Here is a 19,825-nt window from a genome sequence, read left to right on the forward strand (position 1 = left end):
AAGATCGGCATCGCAATCGAACATGACTACCGTTATCGCTTGTCCGTGCCCGCAAAGGACTTACAGTTTGTTTTCTGCTTAACATCGCAATAATGTTTCCGGAAGAGCCAGCCGCCGAGCGCCCGGCGCCGGTGGCGACATTCCTCATCCGGAGGGTCTTGCCATGCGTTCCCGACTGCGCACCGTGTTCCTGCCGGCGCTCCTGTTGCCGGTACTGATGACGCTGAGCCCCACGGTCGCGGGCGCGGCGCCGCGGACGGTCCCCGATCACGCCGACCTGACCGGGCCCTACGAGACTGGCCCCGCGGTGACGGCCGCCTGCCTGGATTGCCACGAAGACGCGGCGCACGACTTCATGAAGACCAGCCACTGGACATGGGAGTCGCTGCAGGGCGTGGTCGGCAAGGGCGAGGCGCTGGTCGGCAAGAAGAACCTCGTGAACAACTACTGCGTGGCCGTCAATTCGAACTGGCCGCGCTGCACGAGCTGCCACGCCGGCTACGGTTGGACCGACGCCGGCTTCGACTTCACGCAGGCCGGCAACGTGGACTGCCTCGTCTGCCACGACCAGACCGGCAAGTACCGCAAGTTCCCCACCGGCGCCGGGCATCCGGTCTACAAGCCCACCGAGTGGGAAGGCAAGATCTGGGAACCGCAGGACCTGGCCAGCCTGGCCCGCACCGTGGGCAAGCCCTCGCGCGCGAACTGCGGCGCCTGCCATTTCTCGGGCGGCGGCGGCAACAACGTCAAGCACGGCGACATGGAAAGCGCGCTGCTGGCTCCCGCGCGCGAACTCGATGTGCACATGAGCGCCGACGGCCAGAATTTCAGCTGCCAGGAATGCCACACCACGAGCAGCCACAACATCGCCGGCCGCGCGATGTTCGCCTCGCCCGGCGCCGGCTCGAATCACCTCGAGTGCACCGCCTGCCACGACGAGAACGTTCACGGCAAGCGGATCCTGAACTGGCACGGCAAGAGAATCGCCTGCCAGACGTGCCACATCCCCGCGGTGGCGCGCGCCAATCCGACAATGGTCTGGTGGGACTGGTCAACGGCGGGCACCAACCAGAGCGCCGCCAACGATTCACTGGGCATGGCGACCTTCGACAACAAGAAGGGTTCGTTCCGCTGGGAGAAGAACGTGGTGCCGTCCTACTCGTGGTACGACGGCGTCAGCGCCCAGTACCTGGTGGGCGACAAGATGGACCCCAAGTCGATCACGCACCTGAACCGCCCGCAGGGCAGCCGCCTCGATCCGCGCGCGAAGATCTACCCGTTCAAGGTCATGCGCGGCAAACAGCCCTACGACAAGCAGCAGAACGTGATCCTGGTGCCGAAACTTTACGGCCCCACCGGCTTCTGGAAGACGAACGACTGGAACGCGGCCTTCAAGGAAGGCATGGCCTCGGTGAACCTGACCTACAGCGGCGAATACGCATTCGCCGAGACCGAGTCGTGGTGGAAGGTCAATCACATGGTCGCGCCGAAGGAAGCCTCGCTCAAGTGCAAGGACTGCCATGCCGGTGAAGGCACCAGCCGCATCGACTGGGCGGCCCTCGGCTACAAGGGCGACCCGTCCAAGCACCGCGGCATTTCGCGCTTCGAACTGTCCGACGCCTACAAGGACCTGAACGAGTAGGCGCCGAAGGCGTCGTGTCCGGAAATGTGATGGCCGGGCGTCCCGCAGGACGCCCGGCCCTTTTTCAAGAGCGCCCGGCCCTGCTCAGCCCAGCGTGAACCCGTCGCCCAGCGCCGGGATGGTCACTTCGGCGCCCGGCAGCGCCGCCTTCAGCCGCGCGGCCATCGCGCGGGGCCCTTCGCCCTCGCCGTGCACCACGAAGACGCGGCGCGGCGGCAGCGGGCACGTACCGATCCAGCGCATGATCTCGTCGCCGTCGGCGTGGCTCGACAACCCGTCGATGGACCCCACGCGGGCGCCCACCGGGATGACATGCCCGTGCATGCGCAGGGTGGTGGCGCCGTCGCGCAGAAGCCGGCCGCGCGTGCCCACCGCCTGGTAGCCGCTGAGCAGGATCAGGTTGTTCTGGTTGGGCAGGCGCTTGATCAGGTGGTGCAGGATGCGGCCGCCGGTCATCATCCCGCTCGCGGCGATGACGACGCGCGGACCGTCCATGGCCGTGAGCATCTTCGACTCGTGCACGGTGCGATGCAGTTTCACCTGACGCGGGAACAGCGAGGCACCTTCACCGATCCCCTCGTCGAGGTTGCCGTCGTGCAGGTGGCGCGAGTAGATGGCCGTGGCGTCGACGGCCATCGGGCTGTCGATGTGGATGGGAACCTCGGCCAGGTCGCCGTCCTCCATCAATTCGCGGAGGATGAGACCCACCGCCTGCGCGCGCCCCACGGCGAAGGCGGGGATCAGCACCGTGCCGCGTCGGCGCACGGTCTCGCGGAAGTCGGCGCGAATCTGGTCGATCACGGGCTTGTAGTCGTGCTTGCGGTCGCCGTAGGTCGACTCGACCACAAGCACATCGCACGCCGGCAGCGGCTGCGGGTCGACGTGCAGCGGCACCCCGTAGCGACCGAGGTCGCCGCCGAAGACGATCGTCAACTCGCCGGGGTTCACGCCGCCCGCAGGTGCGTCGGGCCCTCCCACGCGCAATTCGACGAACGCCGAGCCGAGGATGTGCCCGGCGTTGTGGAAGCGGAACCGCACCTGCGGCGAGAGCTGGTGCCACTTCTCGAAATCCAGCGGGCGCACCAGCTTCAGCGCTGCCAGTGCGTCGATCGTCGTGTAGAGCGGCTCGGCGGGCTGGTGCTTCGAGAAGCCCTTCTTGTTCGCGAACGCCGCGTCTTCCTCCTGCAGGTGGGCCGCGTCGAGCAGCATCAACTCGAGGAGCTCGGCCGTGGGCGGGGTGGCGTGGATGGATCCCTTGAACCCGTACTGCATCAATCGCGGTGTCCAGCCCGTGTGGTCGATGTGCGCGTGGGTCAGGATCAGGTCCTGGAGAAAGCCGGGCTCGAAGCCCGGAGCCGCCCAGTTGAGAAGCCGCAGTTCCTTGAGGCCCTGGAACATGCCGCAGTCGACAAGCGTGCGGCGGCCGGCGGCTTCGAGGAAATGCCGGCTGCCGGTCACCGTGCCGGCGGCGCCGTGGAACGTCAGGCGGATGGGTGCGCTCATGGTCGACCTTTCGGGAAAGTACTGCGGAACCGATGCCCACAGGTTAGACGCAAACGCCCCCGGGCCACAAGCCCGGGGGCGTCTTCACGCATCCTTGAATCCGACCGGATCAGGGTTGCTGCTCGCCCTCGACCTTCACGGTGATCACCTTGCGCCCGTCGGCGGAAGTCTCGACATTGACCGTCGCGTCGCCCGTCACGCCCGCGGTGGCCATCTGCGCCATGATCTGCTGGCGGATCTCCTCAGCCGTCTCGCCGGTGACTTCCAGTTCCAGGCCCAGGTACTCGTGGCCGAAGTGCGACAGGATGTTCTCCCGCACGCTGCCGTTCAACGGCTCGACGACGACATTCGTACCCGCCAGGCCCGGCACCTGCTCGCGCAGGTCCGCTTCCAGTGCGGCGGCGTCCAGGCCCTGGCCCCAGGCCATGACTTCGAACACCGTCTCGCCGTCCCCGCCGCGCAGGTTGAAGGTGACGCCTTCGACCTCGGGCTGCGCTTCGAAGAACCGGTTGAGCTCGCCCTCGAGGGCCTTCAGGTCGTCGTCGGCCTTGTCGCCCGACAGTCCGCCCATGGTGATCGTCATCTTCTGGCCCATCTCCACTTCGGTTGTGGTCGAGGTCGAGCAGGCGCCCAACCCGAGCAGGGCCACCGCCAGGCCGGCCATCGCCAGCCGCGCGGCGCGGTTCCAGGGATTCAACAACATCAGAAACCTCCGATGGCGCGGGAAACGTTCGCGGTAGGCTTCCAGCAGGTCGGCTTCCAGCCGGCCACGGTGTCCGGGCGCGGGTTGCGGATTGTCGGCCGCTTCCAGGCCGCGCCGGATCGTCGCCTTCATTCGCCGGTCATGCATGGCGCACCTCCTCTGCCTGTCATCGTTCGTTCCGTCGGAAGTTCCTGCCGCATCTGCCGCAGCACGCGCTCGCAGCGCTTCTTGACGGCGTCCTGCGAAAGGCCCATTACCTGCGCGATCTCGCGACTGGTCAGCCCCTGCCCGAAACGCAGGTCCAGCAGATCGCGGGTTGCCTCGTCCTGCCGCCCGATCCAGTCGCGCACGGCGCGGACTTCCTCGTCCCGGATCAGTGTCCCCAACGGGTCGGGTGATGTGGCCGCCAGCACTTCCTGCAGGTCATCGACCGAGGCCGCCTGGCGTGCGCCGCCGAAGGCCGCCCTCCGGCGCTGGTGGTCGATCACCGCGTGCCGGGCCATGCCCAGCACCCACGCCGTGACCGAACCGCGCCCGGCGTCGAATCCCTCCAGGCCTTCGACCATGCGCCCGAAGACGACGGCCACCAGGTCTTCCACCTCGGCCGCCCCGCGCACCCTGGCGCCGACGAATCGGCAGACCTGGTCGTAGAGTTCGGCGTACAGGCGCCGGAAGGATTCTTCGCTGCCGCGCTTCGCCAGTTCCAGCAGGAACCGGTGACGCGCGTCACGCATCGTCGCTGACAAGGCCAACAGGTTCACCTCGTACACGGGTCATGATCCAGCGAGGTTCCGACGCGCTGGAATACGCAGCCGGCCGCGCGCAGGGACACGCATCACCGAAAAAAAGCGCGGGAACCTATGCGGTTCCCGCGCTCGTTCACCCCAGTGATGGATCGGGGTCCAGTCGATCCATATGGCGTTGTGGTCGCCATGTCTCAGTATGCGGCAAAACTCAGTTCGAGGCCAGCTTCTTTTGGACCTCTTCCGACTTTTTGTTGAAGTCGGCCTTCAGCGCAGCGGCATCCTTGCCGCAGCAGCCCTTGGCCTCGGCCACGGACTTGGCACAGCACTCGTGCATGCCCGCCTCGACGGCGCAGGCCGTGGTCAGGGCCTTGCCGGCCTTCAGGTTGAAATCGGCCTTGAGGGCCGTGGCATCCTTGCCGCAACAGCCCTTGGCCTCGGCCACGGACTTGGCGCAGCACTCGTGCATGCCGGCCAGGGTCGCCTTGGCGGCCTGGAAGGCAGCGAAGCTGGCGTGGATCTCGCCGGCCGAATGGCCGCAGCACTCCTTCGACGCGGCGGCAGCCTTCTGGCAGCACGCGTGCATCGAGGTGGCCTTGGTGAAGTCGGCGGTGGTGGCGCAGGCAGCGCCGGTCGCGCCGGCCGTCTGGACACAGGCACCACCGGCAGCGCCGGCAGTCTGGACACAGGCGCCACCGGCGGCGGCCGTCGTGGCGCAGGCGCCCGTGGCAGCCGCGGTCTTGGCCTCTGCGGTCTTGGCGCAGGCGCCACCGGCAGCGGCGGTCTTGGCCTCCGCAGTCGTGGAGCAGGCGCCACCGGCAGCGGCGGTCTTGGCATCCTTGGCGCCGGAGCAGGCCGGGCCACCGGCCCAGGCCGTCGCCACCAGAGCCGTCACGGCCAGAGCGGCCACCGTCAACAGGGAAGTCTTCTTCATGGCTCGTCCTTTCTCTAGCGGACCGCCGCCGGTCCGTTACTGCGAGGGGCTCGATACCCCAGGGATTACGTGGGCGCACGCGGAGGGCTGGTAACAGGATAAATATAGTTTTGGTTCCCGCTCCTGCCACTTTTTGATGCGGGTAGCGACGGCCAGGCGTGCGGGCCTCTGCTACGCAGTATCCGTATATGCGCAAGGGCCCGACGCTGCTGCGCCGGGCCCTCTCTGCGCGCCCTGCCGACCTGCGTCCGGAAGTTGCCGAGGGGGATCGGAGCTTCCTGCCTTCTGCCGGTCGGCGGGTCCGGCTACCGGGTCGGGGCCGGATGCCGGACTCTCGGGATGATCCTCGGAAGGCCGGCTCCGCTGCCGACGTCGCCGGACCTTGGCCAGGGGGGCATGTTTCCCGGCTTCCAGTCCGACTTGGCCGGTGCCTGTCCACCCCGGGATCCCGATGGTGACCAGGTGATTTAGGATCCCGTCGCAGGGGTTGTCCAGGCGCGCGGGAGACCGGCCTTCCGATTCATGGATGCCGACGGGGTGCCGCCTGCTCTCCACGGGGGTCACGAAAGCGGAATCCGCGCGGGCGCGCCTGAGGGACACCTGAGGTTTGGGCGAGGTTCGCCTCGATTTCCGTAACCTGTTGCCATTCAATGGATTAATTTTTCGGCGCGGCGAACGAAGACAGCAGCATCAGGTCGCCGGCAGCCTCGCCGGCGTGGCAGTAGAGCACGACCTCACCGGTCCCCGACACCCCCAGCGCCCCTCCGGCAAAGCCCGGAAGCTCAGCCAGGGGCTGCGACACGCCGGAAGCCAGGTCATGGCGCATCAGGACGGCGCGCCCCCGTACCCGCAGCACCCAGAGGATGGCGTCCCCGGTCAGGCGCCAGGCCGCGCGGTCGCCGGCCAGCAGCCCCGGGATCACCAGTTCGGGCTCGCCGCCGGCCAGGGACAGCCGCCACAGGCCGGCCAGGCCCGGCCGCGTATGGTAGAGGTCGCGCCCGTCAGCGGTTTCGGCGCCGGTCAGGCCGCCCGCACGGGTCAGCGCCTGCCGGCTGCCGTCGACCGGGTCCACCCGGTGCAACTGCCAGCCATCGCCCAGGTCGGCCGCCACCAGGACGGTCCGGCCGTCGCGACTCCACCCGGCAGGCAGCAGGTCGTCGGCCGCCAGGGGCACGGCGCGGGGGCGGCCGCCGACGGCGGGCACCACCATGACCGCGGCGCCCTCGTCGGTGACGGCGCGGAACGCCACCCGGGTTCCGTCCGGGGACCAGCGCGGCGCCGAAATGGCGGCCGCTTCGAGATCGGTCAGGGGCGCCGGGTCGGTCCCTTCGGTGCCGGTGGTCCACACCTGCGGCCGTCCCGACCGCAGCGAGACGAACACCACCCGTCCGGTCGCCGGGTCCAGGTCGGCATCGGCTTCCCAGCGCGTGGAAACCAGGAATGGCGCCGTTTCGAAGCGCCAGGGTTCGCGCTCGAGGACGCGCAGGCGCCAGATATCCTGATCCAGGCGCACCTGTTCGAAGGCCAGGTCACCGCTCAGGGCCGCAATGGTCGGATTCCAGACGAACTCCGCGGTCAGCGCCACGGCTTCGGGACGGGAGCCGTCATGATCGACCCGCCACAGGCCGTAAGCGCCGGCCGGCGCCGCCGCGTAGACCAGCTGGCGGCTGTCGGGGGTCCAGGCCAGCCCGGCGATGGGGCCGTGGGCATGCGTCACCGCCGCCACCTCGCCGCCGGCCACCGGCGTGCGGTAGATGGTGCCGTCGCCCCCGGGCCCGACGGCGACCCAGGCCAGCCAGCGGCCGTCGGGAGACAGCCGCGGTTGCACGTCCGCCGCCGCGCCGGTCGGGGGCGCCGGGCGCCACATCGTGGTCGGATCGGTCACGGCCAGCCCTTCGAGCCGGTACGGCCCCCGGCCCGCGGCGCGTGCCGCCCAGGCCAGGCGCAGGCCGTCCGCCGAGACGGTCAGGCCGTCGACCAGCGAAGGCACCTCGCGCAGCCGCCGCACCGGCCCGCCCAGCGACGACACCAGGCAGATGGTACTGGCCGTATCGGCCGTCTGGACGAAGGCGACGCTCTGCCCGTCGGGCAGCCACACCGGCCAGGCCGGCCAGCCGGGTTCGGCGGTCAGGCGCAACGCGGTCTCCGAATTGCGCTGCTTGATGTAGATGCCCGGCGAACGGTCGTCGGGGCCGGACCAGGCGAAGGCCACGCGGACGCCGTCCGGGGACAGCGCCGGGTGCAGTTCGCGCCCGGGGTAACTGGTCAGCGGGACCGGTACGGTCGGCGCCTTCGCGCCGCGATCCAAGCCCGGCCACCAGGCGGGCGCCGTGACCAGGGCGAGGCCTGCAGCAGCCACGGCCAGCAGCGGGAGGGCCCGGCCGGCCAGCGCGCGGGCCAGGCGGCGGACGGCCGGCGCCGCAGGCTCGGCTGCGGCGAACAGGGCGGCGGGGGCTGCGGGCTCCGCAGCCGGCGCCGGGGCGGCGGGTGGATCCAGTGCAGGCGGATTCGCCGCTGGCGCCTGGACGACGGGCGGCTCCGCCGCGGGCAAGTTCACGACCGGCGGCTCCGCCGGCGCCGGATCCGCCACTGATACCGGGTCCTGCCCCACCGGCATGATCAGCCGGTAACCGTGCTGCCGGATGGTCTCGATGTAGGCGGGCTGCCGCGGATCATCACCGAAGACGCGACGCAGTTCGCTCACCGCGCGCGTGAGGATCTCCTCGCCGACGATCGCGTCGGCCCACACCTCGTCCAGCAGGTCCTGCCGCGTGACGACGCCACCTGCATGCTCAACCAGCACCAGGAGCACGCGCATGATGCGCGGCTCGATCTGGTGCGCGCCGCCGGGCCCTGTGATGCGGTTGAGTTCCGCCTGCACCCGCCAGGTCCCGAGCGTGAAGGGAGCGGGAAAGTCGGACGCCTTGGCCATGAACCAATCCCGGAAACCGCCGGTCGCCGCAGCTGTACGGGCGATCGACATCACGTTGGTCAGATATCCGTCCCCACAATATAGGAGAACACCCGGTTCCTGTTTACTGCCAAAATGCGGACTGTTAGCTTGCGTGACGTGACATTCGCCGAAACGCACAGACTCGCCGCGACCGGAAGGACGCCATGGACGGGCTGCTCGACATCATCGACCGTGAGGGACTGGACGAGCCGGGCTGGCTCCTGCTGCTGAAAGCGGAGGCTGAACTCGACACGGCGGCCCTGCCGCAGGAGCAGGCCGACCACGTGGCCGCAACGCGCCTCAACCTGCACCGCACGCTGCGCATCGGGCGCACGTGGCAGCCTACGGCACAACTCGCCGCCCGGCTGCTGCGCATCGACCGTCCGCAGACCTGGCTGGTGATCAGCGAGCCGTGGTGCGGCGACTCGGCCCAGTGCGTGCCCTGCCTGGCGGCTGCCGCGCGCCTCTGCCCGCTGGTGCGCCTGCGCCTGCTGCGTCGCGATGCGCAGCCAGCGGTCATGGACCGATTCCTCACGCGCGGCACGCGCAGCATCCCCATCCTCGTGGCCCTGGACGACGCGGGTGTCGAGTTGTTCCGCTGGGGCCCGCGCCCGGCCGCGGCACAGGCCGTCTTCGACGCGGCGCGTGAGGAAGGCCTCGACAAGGCGGCGGCCCTCGAGCGCCTGCACCTGTTCTACGGCCGCGACCGCGGCCGGGCATTGGACGCCGAACTGGTGGCTGCCCTGCAGGCGGCGTTCGGTGGCGGGAGCGCTGCGTGATCCTCTATCAGGACGCGGACTGGCTCGCCGTCGACAAGCCCTCCGGCCTGGCCACCCACGGCGGCCACCCCGGCGAACTGGGCGCCGTCGAATGGCTGGCCCTGCACCGCGACCTGGAGACGTTCGTCGTGTCGCGCCTCGATGTCGCCACCAGCGGCGTGCTGTGGCTCGCGCGCCATCGCGAAGCCTCGGGCCGCGCCCAGCGGGTGCACGAGGAGGGGCTCGCGCTCAAGACCTACGAGTTCCTGTCGGCGGTCGATGCGCGGCAGCTTGGACTGCCGGACAGCTGGACGCGCGACGACCCCCTCGACGAACGTCCGGCGCACACCCTGTTCCAGCGCCGGGCCGAGCCGGGCCCGGGCGGCCTCACGCGCTACACCGCCGTGATCACGCGCGGCCGTCGCCACCAGGTGCGGCGCCACGCGGCGCTGAGCGGCGTGCCCATCCTGGGCGATGCGGACTATGGCGGCGAACCGGCCGGGCGCCTGTACCTGCACTGCGCCGAGGTACGCTGGCCCGGCGTGGCCGAGCCTGTGTGTGCGCCGCTGCCGCCGTCCTTCGCGCTGGCGCGGGGTGCGGATGCGATGGCGCGTGACGAGGCGCTGTGCCGCGATCGCCGCGGCGCCTGGCCGGCGGGCGTCGCCGACTGCTGGCGCGCGGTGCACCGCGGCGAGATCGACGGGCTCGACGCCGCCGTCGATGTCTATGGCCCGTGGCTGCGGGCGGTGTGCTGGGACGAGTCGCTCGCTGCCGACGAGGTCGTCGAGCGCCTGTCGCCGCTGCTCGAGATGATCGGCGCACGACCGGGCACGCGTGGCGCCGTGGTGCGCGGGCATCGGCAGAACCCGCACCAGGAAGCCCTGCCCGGCTTCACGCGCACGCTGGGCGAGCCGCCGCCGGAGCGCCTCGTTGTCGTCGAACACGGGCTGCGCTACGGCGTCGACCTGGCCGGGGCGCCGCATCCGGGCCTGTTCCTGGACCAGCGCGACACGCGGCGGCGCGTGGCGCGCGTCGCCGCCGGACGGCGCGTGGCCAACCTGTTCGCGTTCACCTGCTCGTTCTCGGTGGTGGCCGCGGCGAACGACGCCGAGGTGGTGTTCTCGGTGGACACGGCGCGCGGCTGCCTGCGCGACGGCGCCGACAACTTCGCGCTCAACGGGCTGGTCGAGCGCGGCTGCGGCAAGTTCATCCAGGAAGACGCGCGTCGCTGGCTGGGACGGCAGGAACGCGCCCGCCTCGCGAAGCCGGAGGCGTACCGGCCGCTCGACCTGGTGGTCTGCGACCCGCCGGTGTTCTCATCGGTGAAGGAAGGCGGCCGTTTCTCGGTGAGCCGCGAATGGTCCGCGCTGGCCGACGCCGTCGCCGCGCTCCTGTCGCCCACGGGTGTGGCGCTGTTCGCCAACAACCACCGCGGCGGCGACCACACGCGCTACCGCGACGAGCTGCGCGAGCGCTTCTCTGTTGTCGATGACCTGCGGCCGCCGCTCGACTTCCCCCTGCTGCCCGACCAGCCCCGCGACGTGCGGGCGTTCTGGTGCCGGGCGGGCAGCTGACGGCCGGGGCCTGGCCGCGGACCTGTTCAGTCGCGGTCGTTCAGGCCCAGTTCGAGGACTCCCGTCATGCCGTCGTAACTGGATTCGAGCCGGGCCCGGAACGGCTCCAGCGCCGCGCGGGTGGGCTCGGGCAATCCCTGCTCCCAGGCCAGCCGCGCGGGATCGGCCTCCATCGCCGCCAGTTCGGCCGCCAGCGCCTGGCGCCAGGAAGCGCGCGCAGTCCCGTCGCCGGACGCATCGACGGCCGCCAGTTGCCGGCGCAGGTTCTCGCGCTGCACGCGATTGAGCAGTTCCCTGATGTCGGCCACGCGCTGCTTGCGCACGCCTTCGCGCTTGGCTTCATCGCCTGAGTCGCCGGAATCGCCGGAGCCGCCGATCTCGACCCTGCCGCCGCCGCTGTCGCCCTGTTTCCCGAACGACCAGCTGTGACCTCGATCCTCTGCACCGTCGCCCGCAAGATGGAACCCGGGCCCATCGCCCGGGTCCTTCGCGAGCAGGCCGAAGTAGGCCACACTGTAGATGTACATGTACTCGCCGGGGCCCATGTCGACCTGCAGCAGGGCGCGGTCGCGTTCCTCGATGAAGCCGAGCAGTCGCGGCACGAAGTCGACGCCGGCGGCGATCTTCGCCGGTACGCTGCTGCCTTTCGAGCCGTCGAGCACCGCCAGGTTGTTCGCGGTGCGCTCGCGTTCCGGCGCCATCAGCCGGCGGGCCTCCAGGAAGGCCTCGATCCGCGCGGGATCCAGCCCCCCGTCAAGGGGCGGCGCCCAGGCTTCCGGCGGGCCGAACTTCGTCGCGAGCGAGTCGCTCGCCGCCTCCAGCGTCTCGGCACGCTTGGCCACGTGGCGCACCCCGTACCAGCCGGCGGCCCCCAGGCCCAGGCCCAGCGCCACCATCAGGCCGCAGCCGATGCCGCAACCGACCAACCATTGCTTCGCCGTGCCCGCCATGCGCCCGCCCCCTGTTCGTGGGAATGCCCTGCCGCCGCCGCTGCTACGCCCGGCACGGATTCGGGTTGCCGATCACCCGGACGGAACCGACTATATCCGCAATGGATCGGAACGAGAACCCTGCCTTTGCCGCGCTTTGGCGCGGTCCCGCCCTGGAAAGGAAAACATGGCTCAGCAGTACATTTTCACGATGAAGGGCCTCAAGAAGGTCGTCCCCCCCGGCCGCGAGATCCTCAAGGGGATCTGGCTGTCGTTCTACCCTGGCGCCAAGATCGGCGTCATCGGCCTGAACGGCTCGGGCAAGAGTTCGCTGCTGAAGATCATGGCGGGCGTCGACCAGGATTTCATCGGTGAGGCGTGGCCCGACCCCTCCATCAAGGTGGGCTACCTGCCCCAGGAGCCGCAGCTGGACAAGGCGAAGGACGTCCGCGGCAATGTCGAGGAAGCCGTCGCGGCGATGAAGGGCAAGCTCGACCGCTTCAACGAGATCAGCATGGCGATGTGCGAGCCCATGGACGACGACAAGATGACGAAGCTGATGGAGGAGATGGGCCGCCTGCAGGACGAGATCGACCACGCCAACGGCTGGGAGCTGGACCGCCAGCTCGAGATCGCGATGGACGCACTGCGCTGCCCGCCCGGCGACGCCGACGTCAGCAAGCTCTCGGGCGGCGAGATCCGCCGTGTCGCGCTGTGCCGCCTGCTGCTGCAGAAGCCCGACCTGCTGCTGCTCGACGAGCCCACCAACCACCTCGACGCCGAGTCGGTGTCGTGGCTGGAGCGCCACCTGCGCGAGTACGCCGGCACCGTGGTGCTCGTCACGCACGACCGCTACTTCCTGGACAACGTCACCGGCTGGATCCTCGAACTGGACAACGGCTACGGCATCCCCTGGGAAGGCAACTACTCCTCGTGGCTCGACCAGAAGAAGAAGAAGCTCATCGAGGAGGAGAAGGCCGACAGCAAGCGCCTCAAGACCATCGAGCACGAGCTGGAGTGGGTCACCGCCTCGCCCAAGGCCCGCCAGAAGAAGAACAAGGCCCGCGTCTCGCAGTACGAGCAGCTGGTCAGCCAGGAACGGCAGATGAGCCAGAGCGCGGCCCAGATCCGCATCCCGTCGGGCGAGCGCCTGGGCAACATCGTGGTGGCGGCCGAGCACCTGAACAAGGGCTACGGCGACCTGCTGCTGTTCGATGACCTGACGTTCAGCCTGCCGCGCGGCGGCATCGTCGGCGTGGTGGGCCCCAACGGCGCCGGCAAGACCACGCTCATGCGCATGATCACCGGCGAGGAGAAGCCCGACAGCGGCACGCTGACGGTGGGCGAGACGGTGCGCCTGGCCTACGTCGACCAGGCCCGTGACGACCTCGACGCCGAGAAGACGGTGTGGGAGAACATCACCGGCGGCGCCGAGGAACTGGACCTGGGTGGCGTCAAGGTCAACAGCCGCGCCTACTGCAGCGGCTTCAACTTCAAGGGGTCGGACCAGCAGCGGAAGGTGGGCACGCTCAGCGGCGGCGAACGCAACCGCGTGCACCTGGCGCGGCTGCTCAAGAGCGGCGCCAACCTGATCCTGCTGGATGAGCCCACGAACGACCTGGACGTCGACACGCTGCGCGCGCTGGAAGACGCCCTGACCGAGTTCGGCGGCTGCCTGGTCGTGGTCAGCCACGATCGCTGGTTCCTGGACCGCATCTGCACGCACACGCTGGCCTTCGAAGGCGACAGCAACGTCGCCTGGTACGAGGGCAGCTACTCCGAGTACGAAGAGGACCGCCGCAAGCGCCTGGGCGAGGACGCGGACCAGCCGCACCGCATCAAGTACCGGCGGCTGACGCACGACTAGCCGGGCCACCGGCCGCGGTTGCGCAACGAGAAGGGCCCGGGGCGAACCCCGGGCCCTTGCTTGTGCTGAACGTTCCTGCCGGCTGGAAGCCGACTAGCGGAACATCGCCTTCAACGTGCCGAAGGTCGACTCTTCGGTCGACACCGGCGCGTTGACGGTCACGGTCACCGGGCAGCCGCCCGTCGCGTAGGCGTCGATGATCACGTAGTACGTGCCCGCAGCGGCGGCCGTGTAGACCACGGTCTCGGCCGCGAAGCCGCCGACCGCATCGGCGCCGGCCACGCAGGTGCCGGCCAGGTTGCCGCAGTCGGTGGCGATCCAGATCGACGTGTCGCAGTCGCCCAGCTCGCTGATCGTGACTTCCTCGCCGGCCGCGAGGTTGATGCTGTACACGGCGTCCGGCCCGTTGGCGGCATAGCCGGTGCAGCTCGGCGCCACGGGGCTGTAGTCGTTGTAGTAGGTGCCCGCGTTCGTCAGGTTGACGGTCCACGACGCCAGGCTCTGCGCCTGGATGTCGATGGCGCCGGCGCAGACGTCATTGGCGGCCGGCGGCGGCGGCGGCGTGCCGGCGGTGATGTCCAGGGTGAACGAGGGGATGCAGTTCGGGGTCGGCCACGTGTCGACCATGATGTAGTAGCTGCCGGCCGCCAGCGTCTTGCCCAGGATCGAGCGCGTCCCCGACGAACCGCTGTTCGTCGCGATGCACGTCGTGGCGTTCGGCGGGCAGGCGGAATCCAGCAGGATGCCGGTCCAGCCGGTGGTGCCCGGATTCATCACGATGTCGATGGTCGTCGACGCCGCGAGGTCGAGGCGGTAGATGATGTCCTCGCCGCCGTCGTAGTTGCCGAGACACGTCGCGGCATAGGTGTTGCCCAGGCCGCAGTTCGTCTGGGCGGTCGCCGAGAACGGCAGGCCGGAGATGACGACAGGTGTGGCGCAGGAGCCCATGATCGAGTTGGCCGGCGGGGCCACGTAGGCCGTCGGGCCGTGGGCGGCTTCTTCCTTGTCCATGGCGCTGGCCAGGGAGGCGACTCCGAGGACCAGGAGGATCGTGAGCATCAGGTTGCAACGTTTCATTGTTCTCTCCCTATGACGAGGTGTGCCGGACCCGCCAGGGCGCCGGAGCGCCGCAGCCGGCCCGTTCGCGCATGCCGGGAATCCCCGATTGCCTGACGGATCAACCGGAACCGCAAGAACCCGGCCGATGCGGGCGGGATTCTAACATACTGCTGGTGTCGCGTGGGCGTGATTTTCGGCGCGACTGCGAGCCGCCGGGGAAATGCGAAGAAGGCCCGGGGCGAACCCCGGGCCTCTTCACGTAACAGCCCGGCACGCGCCGGGACGGTGTTAACTTCTAGACCCTATGGAGTGACCGGCCCCCTTGTCGTATCGTCGCCACCGTCGTTCAGGTGGTAGGCGATGGCGGCCGGGTGGCAAGCACCGCAGTCGCGGGTTAGCGCCGAGGCGCCAGAGCCGCAGACGACGAAGGGAGCCGGCAATGAGCAGTATAACCTACGTCGGGCTGGATGTGCACAAGAGGACGATCGCCGTGGCGATGCTCCAGACCGGAACCGGGGAAGTGCAGCAGTGGGATGTGGCCAACGAGCCCACTGCCTTGAAGCGGTTGATCCGCAAGCTCAAGCCGCACGCACCGTTGCGCTGCGTCTACGAGGCCGGTCCCACCGGCTACGCCCTGCAGCGGCTGCTCCAGAAGGAGGGGATCGAGTGCATGATCGCCGCTCCGTCGCTGATCCCGGTGCGCCAGGGGGACCGGATCAAGACCGACCATCGGGACGCCCGCAAGCTGGCGCAGTTGCACGCCGCCGGGCTGCTGACGGCGGTGCATCCGCCGACCGAGGACGAGGAGTCGGTGCGCGACCTGTGCCGCTGCCGCGAGGACGCGCAGCTGGATCTGGTGCGCGCGCGGCACCGGCTCAGCAAGTTCCTGCTGCGTCGGGCGCTGGTCTTCCACGACGGCAACCAGTGGTCGCAGACGCACCGCACCTGGCTGCACGGGTTGAAGTTCTCGCGGACGGCCGACCAGGTCGTGTTCGAGGATTACATGCTGGCTCTCGAACAGCACGAGGCTCGGGTGGCGGCTCTGGACGAGCAACTGGTGGCTGTGGCAGCGCAGGAACCGTACCGCGCACCGGTGGCCCAGCTGCGCTGCTTCCGCGGCATCGACACGGTCACCGCCCTGTCCCTGGCCGCGGAGTTGCACGACGTCAGGCGGTTCCCGACCGCCCCTTCGCTGATGGCTTACCTGGGACTGGTGCCGAGCGAGCACAGCAGCGGCGACCAGCGACGACGAGGCAAGATCACCAAGACCGGCAACCGCCACGTCAGACGCCTCTTGATCGAGACCGCCTGGCACTACCGGCACAAGCCGGCGGTGGGCGTGAGGCTGGCCAAGCGTCGGCGCGGTCAACCGCCTCAGGTGATCGCGCGGGCTGACCGGGCACAACAGCGCCTGTGCACGCAGTACCGGCGGCTGGTCGGCAGGAACAAGCACCACAACACCATCGTCGTGGCCATCGCACGGATGCTGATCGGGTACGTGTGGGAGACGCTGCGGGAAGCGCAGCCCAATCAGGCCTGAACCCGGACTTCTGGTCCGGCAATCGGAGACGGCGGATGAGAGCAGGCACGATCCGGAGAACCCGCGTTAACGCTATGCCACTGGGCCGAACAGTCCAGATTCGCGTTGCTAGAGAGCGGTACCTCCCGACGGAGCACGGTCATGCGGCACGGCACCGGTGCGCCGGCGCAACCCGCGTATATCAGAGTGACACGTCGTCGAAGCGTCCTGCCTCGTCCGCCCTCTCCGGTTGCTGTGGCCACAAGCAGAAAAGGGAAGGGCCGCCTCCCTGAAGGAAGACGGCCCTTGACATGGGTCACTCCATATCAGCGGAACATCGCCTTGAGGGCGCCGAACGACGACTCCTCGGTGGCCACGGGGGCATTGATGGTCACGGTCACCGGGCAGCCGGCGGCGGTGTAGGAATCAACGACCACGTAGTAGGTGCCGGCCGTGACGGCCGTGAAGGACACGGTCTCGGCGGCGCCGGCCAGGGCGTCATCGGCGCCGACCACGCAGCTGGTCATCAGGTTGGCGCAGTCGCTCGAGATCCACAGCGCGGTGTCGCAGGCGCCGATCTCGCTGACCATGATCTCCTCGCCGGCGGCCAGGTCGATCATGAACACGGCGTCGGGGCCCGGCGTGGTGTAGCCGGTGCAGTCGGCCGAGGTCAGGCTGTAGTTGTTGCTGAAGCCGCCGGCCACGTTCAGGGCGACGTCCCACGATGCCAGGCTCTGGCCCTGGATGTCGATGGCGCCTTCGCAGACATCGTTCACGGCCGGCGGCGGGGGCGGCGCGACGGCAGTGCAGGTCAGCACGTAGTTGCCGGTGTACGAGGCGCTGTAGCCGATGACCTTGATGTAGTAGGTGCCCGGCACGGTGAAGTTGTAGTTCACCAGCGAGTAGTAGCCGACGCCGGCGTCGTCGTCGTAGCCGATCTGCGTCGTGCCGTCGGTGCCGTAGATGTAGATCTTGGTGTCGCCGATCGCGGGCGCCGCGCCGGCCGAGGTCTCGAAGGTGGCGGCGCCACCGGTCGTCGTGAACGTGAAGTAGTCGACGTCGGTCCCGGCCGAGATGTTGGCCGCGTAGTTGTCGCCGCCGGCGATCGGGTTGCCGGTGGCCGGCGTGTCGTTGGGCTCGACTTCGGTCAGGCTGGCATTGATGACGGCCATGACTTCATTCTTCTCGGGCGCGGGCTTGTTGTCGGCGCTGGCAGTGCCCGCGAGCAGGGCAATAGCCATCAGGACGATAGCGAACTTCTTCATGCTGTTCCTCCACAGAGTGACTGCGAACCTGACGATGCCGGTCCCGGGGTGCCGCGGCAGGGCGAGAGACGAGGGGCACTTCCGAATCCGTTTGTTCAAGAAGCGTATCATGATAGAAAGACTCATTCAATAGCCGGCGGGCTGCAAATCCATGTAATCGACAAAATTCCTCTATATCTCACAAAACCGTGATGGGATTCAACGCGTTCTCGTCAAATAAAGCCACCAGGGATCATGGATGTCCGGGCAGCCCGTCGACCAGCGACCTGGCGTCGAGGCACGCCGCCGGGTAGACCCCGGCCCGGCCGTCCCACCAGGGCGTGCGCGCGTAGAACCACATGCGGATCGCCCACGGATCGGCCGCGAACTCCGGCGAGGCGGCCTTCCGCGCCTCCAGCTCGGCCGCCCACCCGGGGTTTTCGGCCAGCAGTCGCGGGATCATCTCCTCGATGACATAGGACTCCACGTACTCCACCCGCTCGAAGGCCGCGTCGAAGAAGCCCCATCGGGACAGGGCGTCGGGGCCCTGCGGGTCCAGCAGGTGGGCCGCCACGCGGGCGGCGCGCTGCGCCAGGTCCACCACGACGGTGCCGGCCGGGAAGGTGCGCGTCTCGTCGAACTCCTCGACGCTGTACTTCACCGGGTGATGGCCCTCGTTGGGGCGCTCCTGCCACTTGGGGTCGAGCAGGCGCCAGGAGCGGACCGGCAGCGTGACGGGTTCCGACAGGCGGAACGAAACCACACCGTGCGCCTCGAGGCGCTCGATGGCCTCGCCCCAGGCCGGCGGCAGCAGGTAGGCCTCGGGAAGGCGGGCGCTGACCGACGGCGCGAGCTGGTCCTGCAGCGCCATCGGCAGCACTTGCGGCCCGCCGTCGAAGCGGAACCACCTGCCGCCCGTCACGGCACCCACCTGCTCGCTGGCGCCGACACCCAGGAAATCGACGGTGCGCACGCTGTCGGTCAGCGCGAAATCGAGCGCCAGCGGCGCCGCGCGGAACTGCGGCCCGGCCGTGAAGGCGTCGGCTGCGGCCACGGCCGCCCGCAGCGGCTTCGCCTGGCCCGACAGCCAGCCCAGCGAGTGCCGCAGCAACCGCCCGACCACCTCGACCCGGGTGGCGTAGTCCTTCAGCATGTGGGCCTCGACCAGCAGCCCGGGGCGGTTCTGCAGCGCGACGTAGCCCTGGCTGAACCGCGGCGTGGCGGCCGACGTGACCAGGCCGCTGGTGGGGTCGGCCCAGTCCTTCAGCATCACGTACGGGAAGATGGGCCAGCCCTGCGCGGCCAGCGCATCTTTCAGGTCCTCTTCGTAGCGGCGGGTCCAGGCGGTCAGGCCCGCCTCCAGGTTCCCGTGCGTTTCCAGGCTGTAGGTCAGGGCGTACTGGTAGTCGGCGCCATCGGTCGAGTGCACATCGATGAAGAAATCCGGCAGCCAGGCCCGCCACAGGGCCAGCCAGGCGCGCATCTCGACGGTGTCCGCCTTCAGGTAGTCGCGATTGAGGTTCAGGTTCGCGGCGTTGACCCGCCAGCCCATTTCCTCGGGCCCGTTCTGGTTGATGCGCCCCCAGGCCGAGAAGCGCTCGTGGCCGTCGACGTTGAAGATGGGGATGAACAGCAGCGTGACGTTGCGCAGCAGGTGCGCGGCCAGGTCGCGGTCTGTCGCCAGGTCGCGCAGCAGCACCATGCCCGCGTCCTTTCCGCACGACTCGCCGGCATGAATGCAGGCCTGGACCAGCACCACGGCATGATCGGGGCCGCGGTCCGCCAGGGCCTCGGCGGTAGACCGCCCGCGCAGGTCGGCCACGACCAACGGCAGGGGGCGACCTTCAGGGCTCGTGCCGAAGGTTGCGTACTCGAGCAGCGGGGACGCGGCCGCGAGATTCTGCAACCAGGAAATCGTTTCGTCATAGCGCGGTGTGCGGCGGCCCCCGGAGGCTTCGTACGGCGTCACCGGCGGCGGAGTGCCGCCGGCGGCCGCAACTGCGGAGATCATTGCGATGACCAGCGCCTGGAAGAATGCCCGCCAAAGGGCCGTACCGAATCGACCAAAGATCATCAAGAGCGGGTAAGAACATGCGGCGTGCATCGGTGCGACTCCTCAGGCCGGGGTCCAGACGGGTTGTTGATACGGAGCGTGCGGTTTGCCGGTCGCGACTGCGGCCACTTTACCCATGATTGCGCCGAAAAAACATGTTGAACACCTCACGGGTACCGGTCATCTTGCGCGGCAGCGAATCGTCGGGCGTCGAGGGCACTCCCTCAAATGTTTGTCGGTTCGCTTGCTCGCCCGGGGAAGCTGTTGCTAGGCTTCCGGCGCTACAACGGGTTCCCGAGGACCGTGGACGGTCTGTCGGGGGCCGCGTCAGTGTCGGCCAGCGC

The 19,825-nt window shown here is 69.1% G+C and carries 14 protein-coding genes; 5 read left to right on the forward strand and 9 right to left on the reverse strand.

Annotated elements, in window-relative coordinates; all coding sequences use genetic code 11:
* The first annotated feature begins 163 nt into the window (after positions 1–163).
* Positions 164–1,642, forward strand: a complete 1,479-nt coding sequence (locus IPG61_05945; GenBank protein ID MBK6733620.1) for a tetrathionate reductase family octaheme c-type cytochrome — start codon at positions 164–166, stop codon at positions 1,640–1,642.
* An 84-nt stretch (positions 1,643–1,726) separates the two neighbouring features.
* Here the strand turns inward: IPG61_05945 and IPG61_05950 are convergent, their stop codons facing one another.
* The 5 genes from IPG61_05950 to IPG61_05970 form a co-directional block, all read right to left on the reverse strand.
* Positions 1,727–3,145, reverse strand: a complete 1,419-nt coding sequence (locus tag IPG61_05950) for an MBL fold metallo-hydrolase (protein ID MBK6733621.1) — start codon at positions 3,143–3,145, stop codon at positions 1,727–1,729.
* Positions 3,146–3,254: 109 nt separating this feature from the next.
* On the reverse strand, positions 3,255–3,995 hold the full coding sequence (locus IPG61_05955) for a hypothetical protein (protein ID MBK6733622.1): 741 nt from the start codon (positions 3,993–3,995) through the stop codon (positions 3,255–3,257).
* Positions 3,977–4,618, reverse strand: a complete 642-nt coding sequence (locus IPG61_05960; GenBank protein ID MBK6733623.1) for a sigma-70 family RNA polymerase sigma factor — start codon at positions 4,616–4,618, stop codon at positions 3,977–3,979. Before IPG61_05960 ends, IPG61_05955 begins: the two co-directional genes overlap by 19 nt.
* Before the next feature lie 184 nt (positions 4,619–4,802).
* Entirely contained in the window at positions 4,803–5,525 is a 723-nt protein-coding gene (locus IPG61_05965; protein MBK6733624.1) for a hypothetical protein, read from the reverse strand.
* A gap of 655 nt (positions 5,526–6,180) precedes the next feature.
* Positions 6,181–8,457, reverse strand: a complete 2,277-nt coding sequence (locus IPG61_05970) for a PD40 domain-containing protein (protein MBK6733625.1) — start codon at positions 8,455–8,457, stop codon at positions 6,181–6,183.
* Between the two features lie 185 nt (positions 8,458–8,642).
* Here IPG61_05970 and IPG61_05975 point away from each other — a divergent pair, with 185 nt between their 5' ends.
* Together IPG61_05975 and IPG61_05980 are read left to right on the forward strand one after the other, a co-directional pair.
* Positions 8,643–9,257: a thioredoxin family protein gene (locus IPG61_05975; protein MBK6733626.1), complete on the forward strand. Its 615-nt coding sequence runs from the start codon at positions 8,643–8,645 to the stop codon at positions 9,255–9,257.
* Positions 9,254–10,810 (forward strand): class I SAM-dependent methyltransferase, encoded by a 1,557-nt coding sequence (locus IPG61_05980; GenBank protein ID MBK6733627.1) that lies wholly within the window; start codon positions 9,254–9,256, stop codon positions 10,808–10,810. The genes IPG61_05975 and IPG61_05980 overlap by 4 nt, the downstream gene beginning before the upstream one ends.
* A 26-nt stretch (positions 10,811–10,836) precedes the next feature.
* On the opposite strand, the gene IPG61_05985 is transcribed toward IPG61_05980, so the two are convergent.
* Positions 10,837–11,760, reverse strand: a complete 924-nt coding sequence (locus IPG61_05985; protein MBK6733628.1) for a hypothetical protein — start codon at positions 11,758–11,760, stop codon at positions 10,837–10,839.
* Between the two features lie 166 nt (positions 11,761–11,926).
* Between IPG61_05985 and ettA the strand changes: the two genes are divergently transcribed.
* Positions 11,927–13,606: an energy-dependent translational throttle protein EttA gene (gene ettA, locus IPG61_05990; protein MBK6733629.1), complete on the forward strand. Its 1,680-nt coding sequence runs from the start codon at positions 11,927–11,929 to the stop codon at positions 13,604–13,606.
* A gap of 93 nt (positions 13,607–13,699) precedes the next feature.
* On the opposite strand, the gene IPG61_05995 is transcribed toward ettA, so the two are convergent.
* A complete protein-coding gene (locus IPG61_05995) occupies positions 13,700–14,683 on the reverse strand; it encodes a hypothetical protein (protein ID MBK6733630.1) in 984 nt (327 codons plus the stop codon).
* Between the two features lie 421 nt (positions 14,684–15,104).
* Here IPG61_05995 and IPG61_06000 point away from each other — a divergent pair, with 421 nt between their 5' ends.
* Positions 15,105–16,205 (forward strand): IS110 family transposase, encoded by a 1,101-nt coding sequence (locus IPG61_06000; protein MBK6733631.1) that lies wholly within the window; start codon positions 15,105–15,107, stop codon positions 16,203–16,205.
* 305 nt (positions 16,206–16,510) lie between these two features.
* On the opposite strand, the gene IPG61_06005 is transcribed toward IPG61_06000, so the two are convergent.
* Together IPG61_06005 and IPG61_06010 are read right to left on the reverse strand one after the other, a co-directional pair.
* A complete protein-coding gene (locus IPG61_06005; protein ID MBK6733632.1) occupies positions 16,511–17,449 on the reverse strand; it encodes a hypothetical protein in 939 nt (312 codons plus the stop codon).
* 232 nt (positions 17,450–17,681) lie between these two features.
* Positions 17,682–19,532, reverse strand: a complete 1,851-nt coding sequence (locus tag IPG61_06010) for a M14 family metallopeptidase (protein MBK6733633.1) — start codon at positions 19,530–19,532, stop codon at positions 17,682–17,684.
* Positions 19,533–19,825 lie beyond the last annotated feature (293 nt).

The sequence above is a fragment of the bacterium genome, from assembly GCA_016703265.1.
Taxonomy (GTDB): domain Bacteria; phylum Krumholzibacteriota; class Krumholzibacteriia; order LZORAL124-64-63; family LZORAL124-64-63; genus CAINDZ01.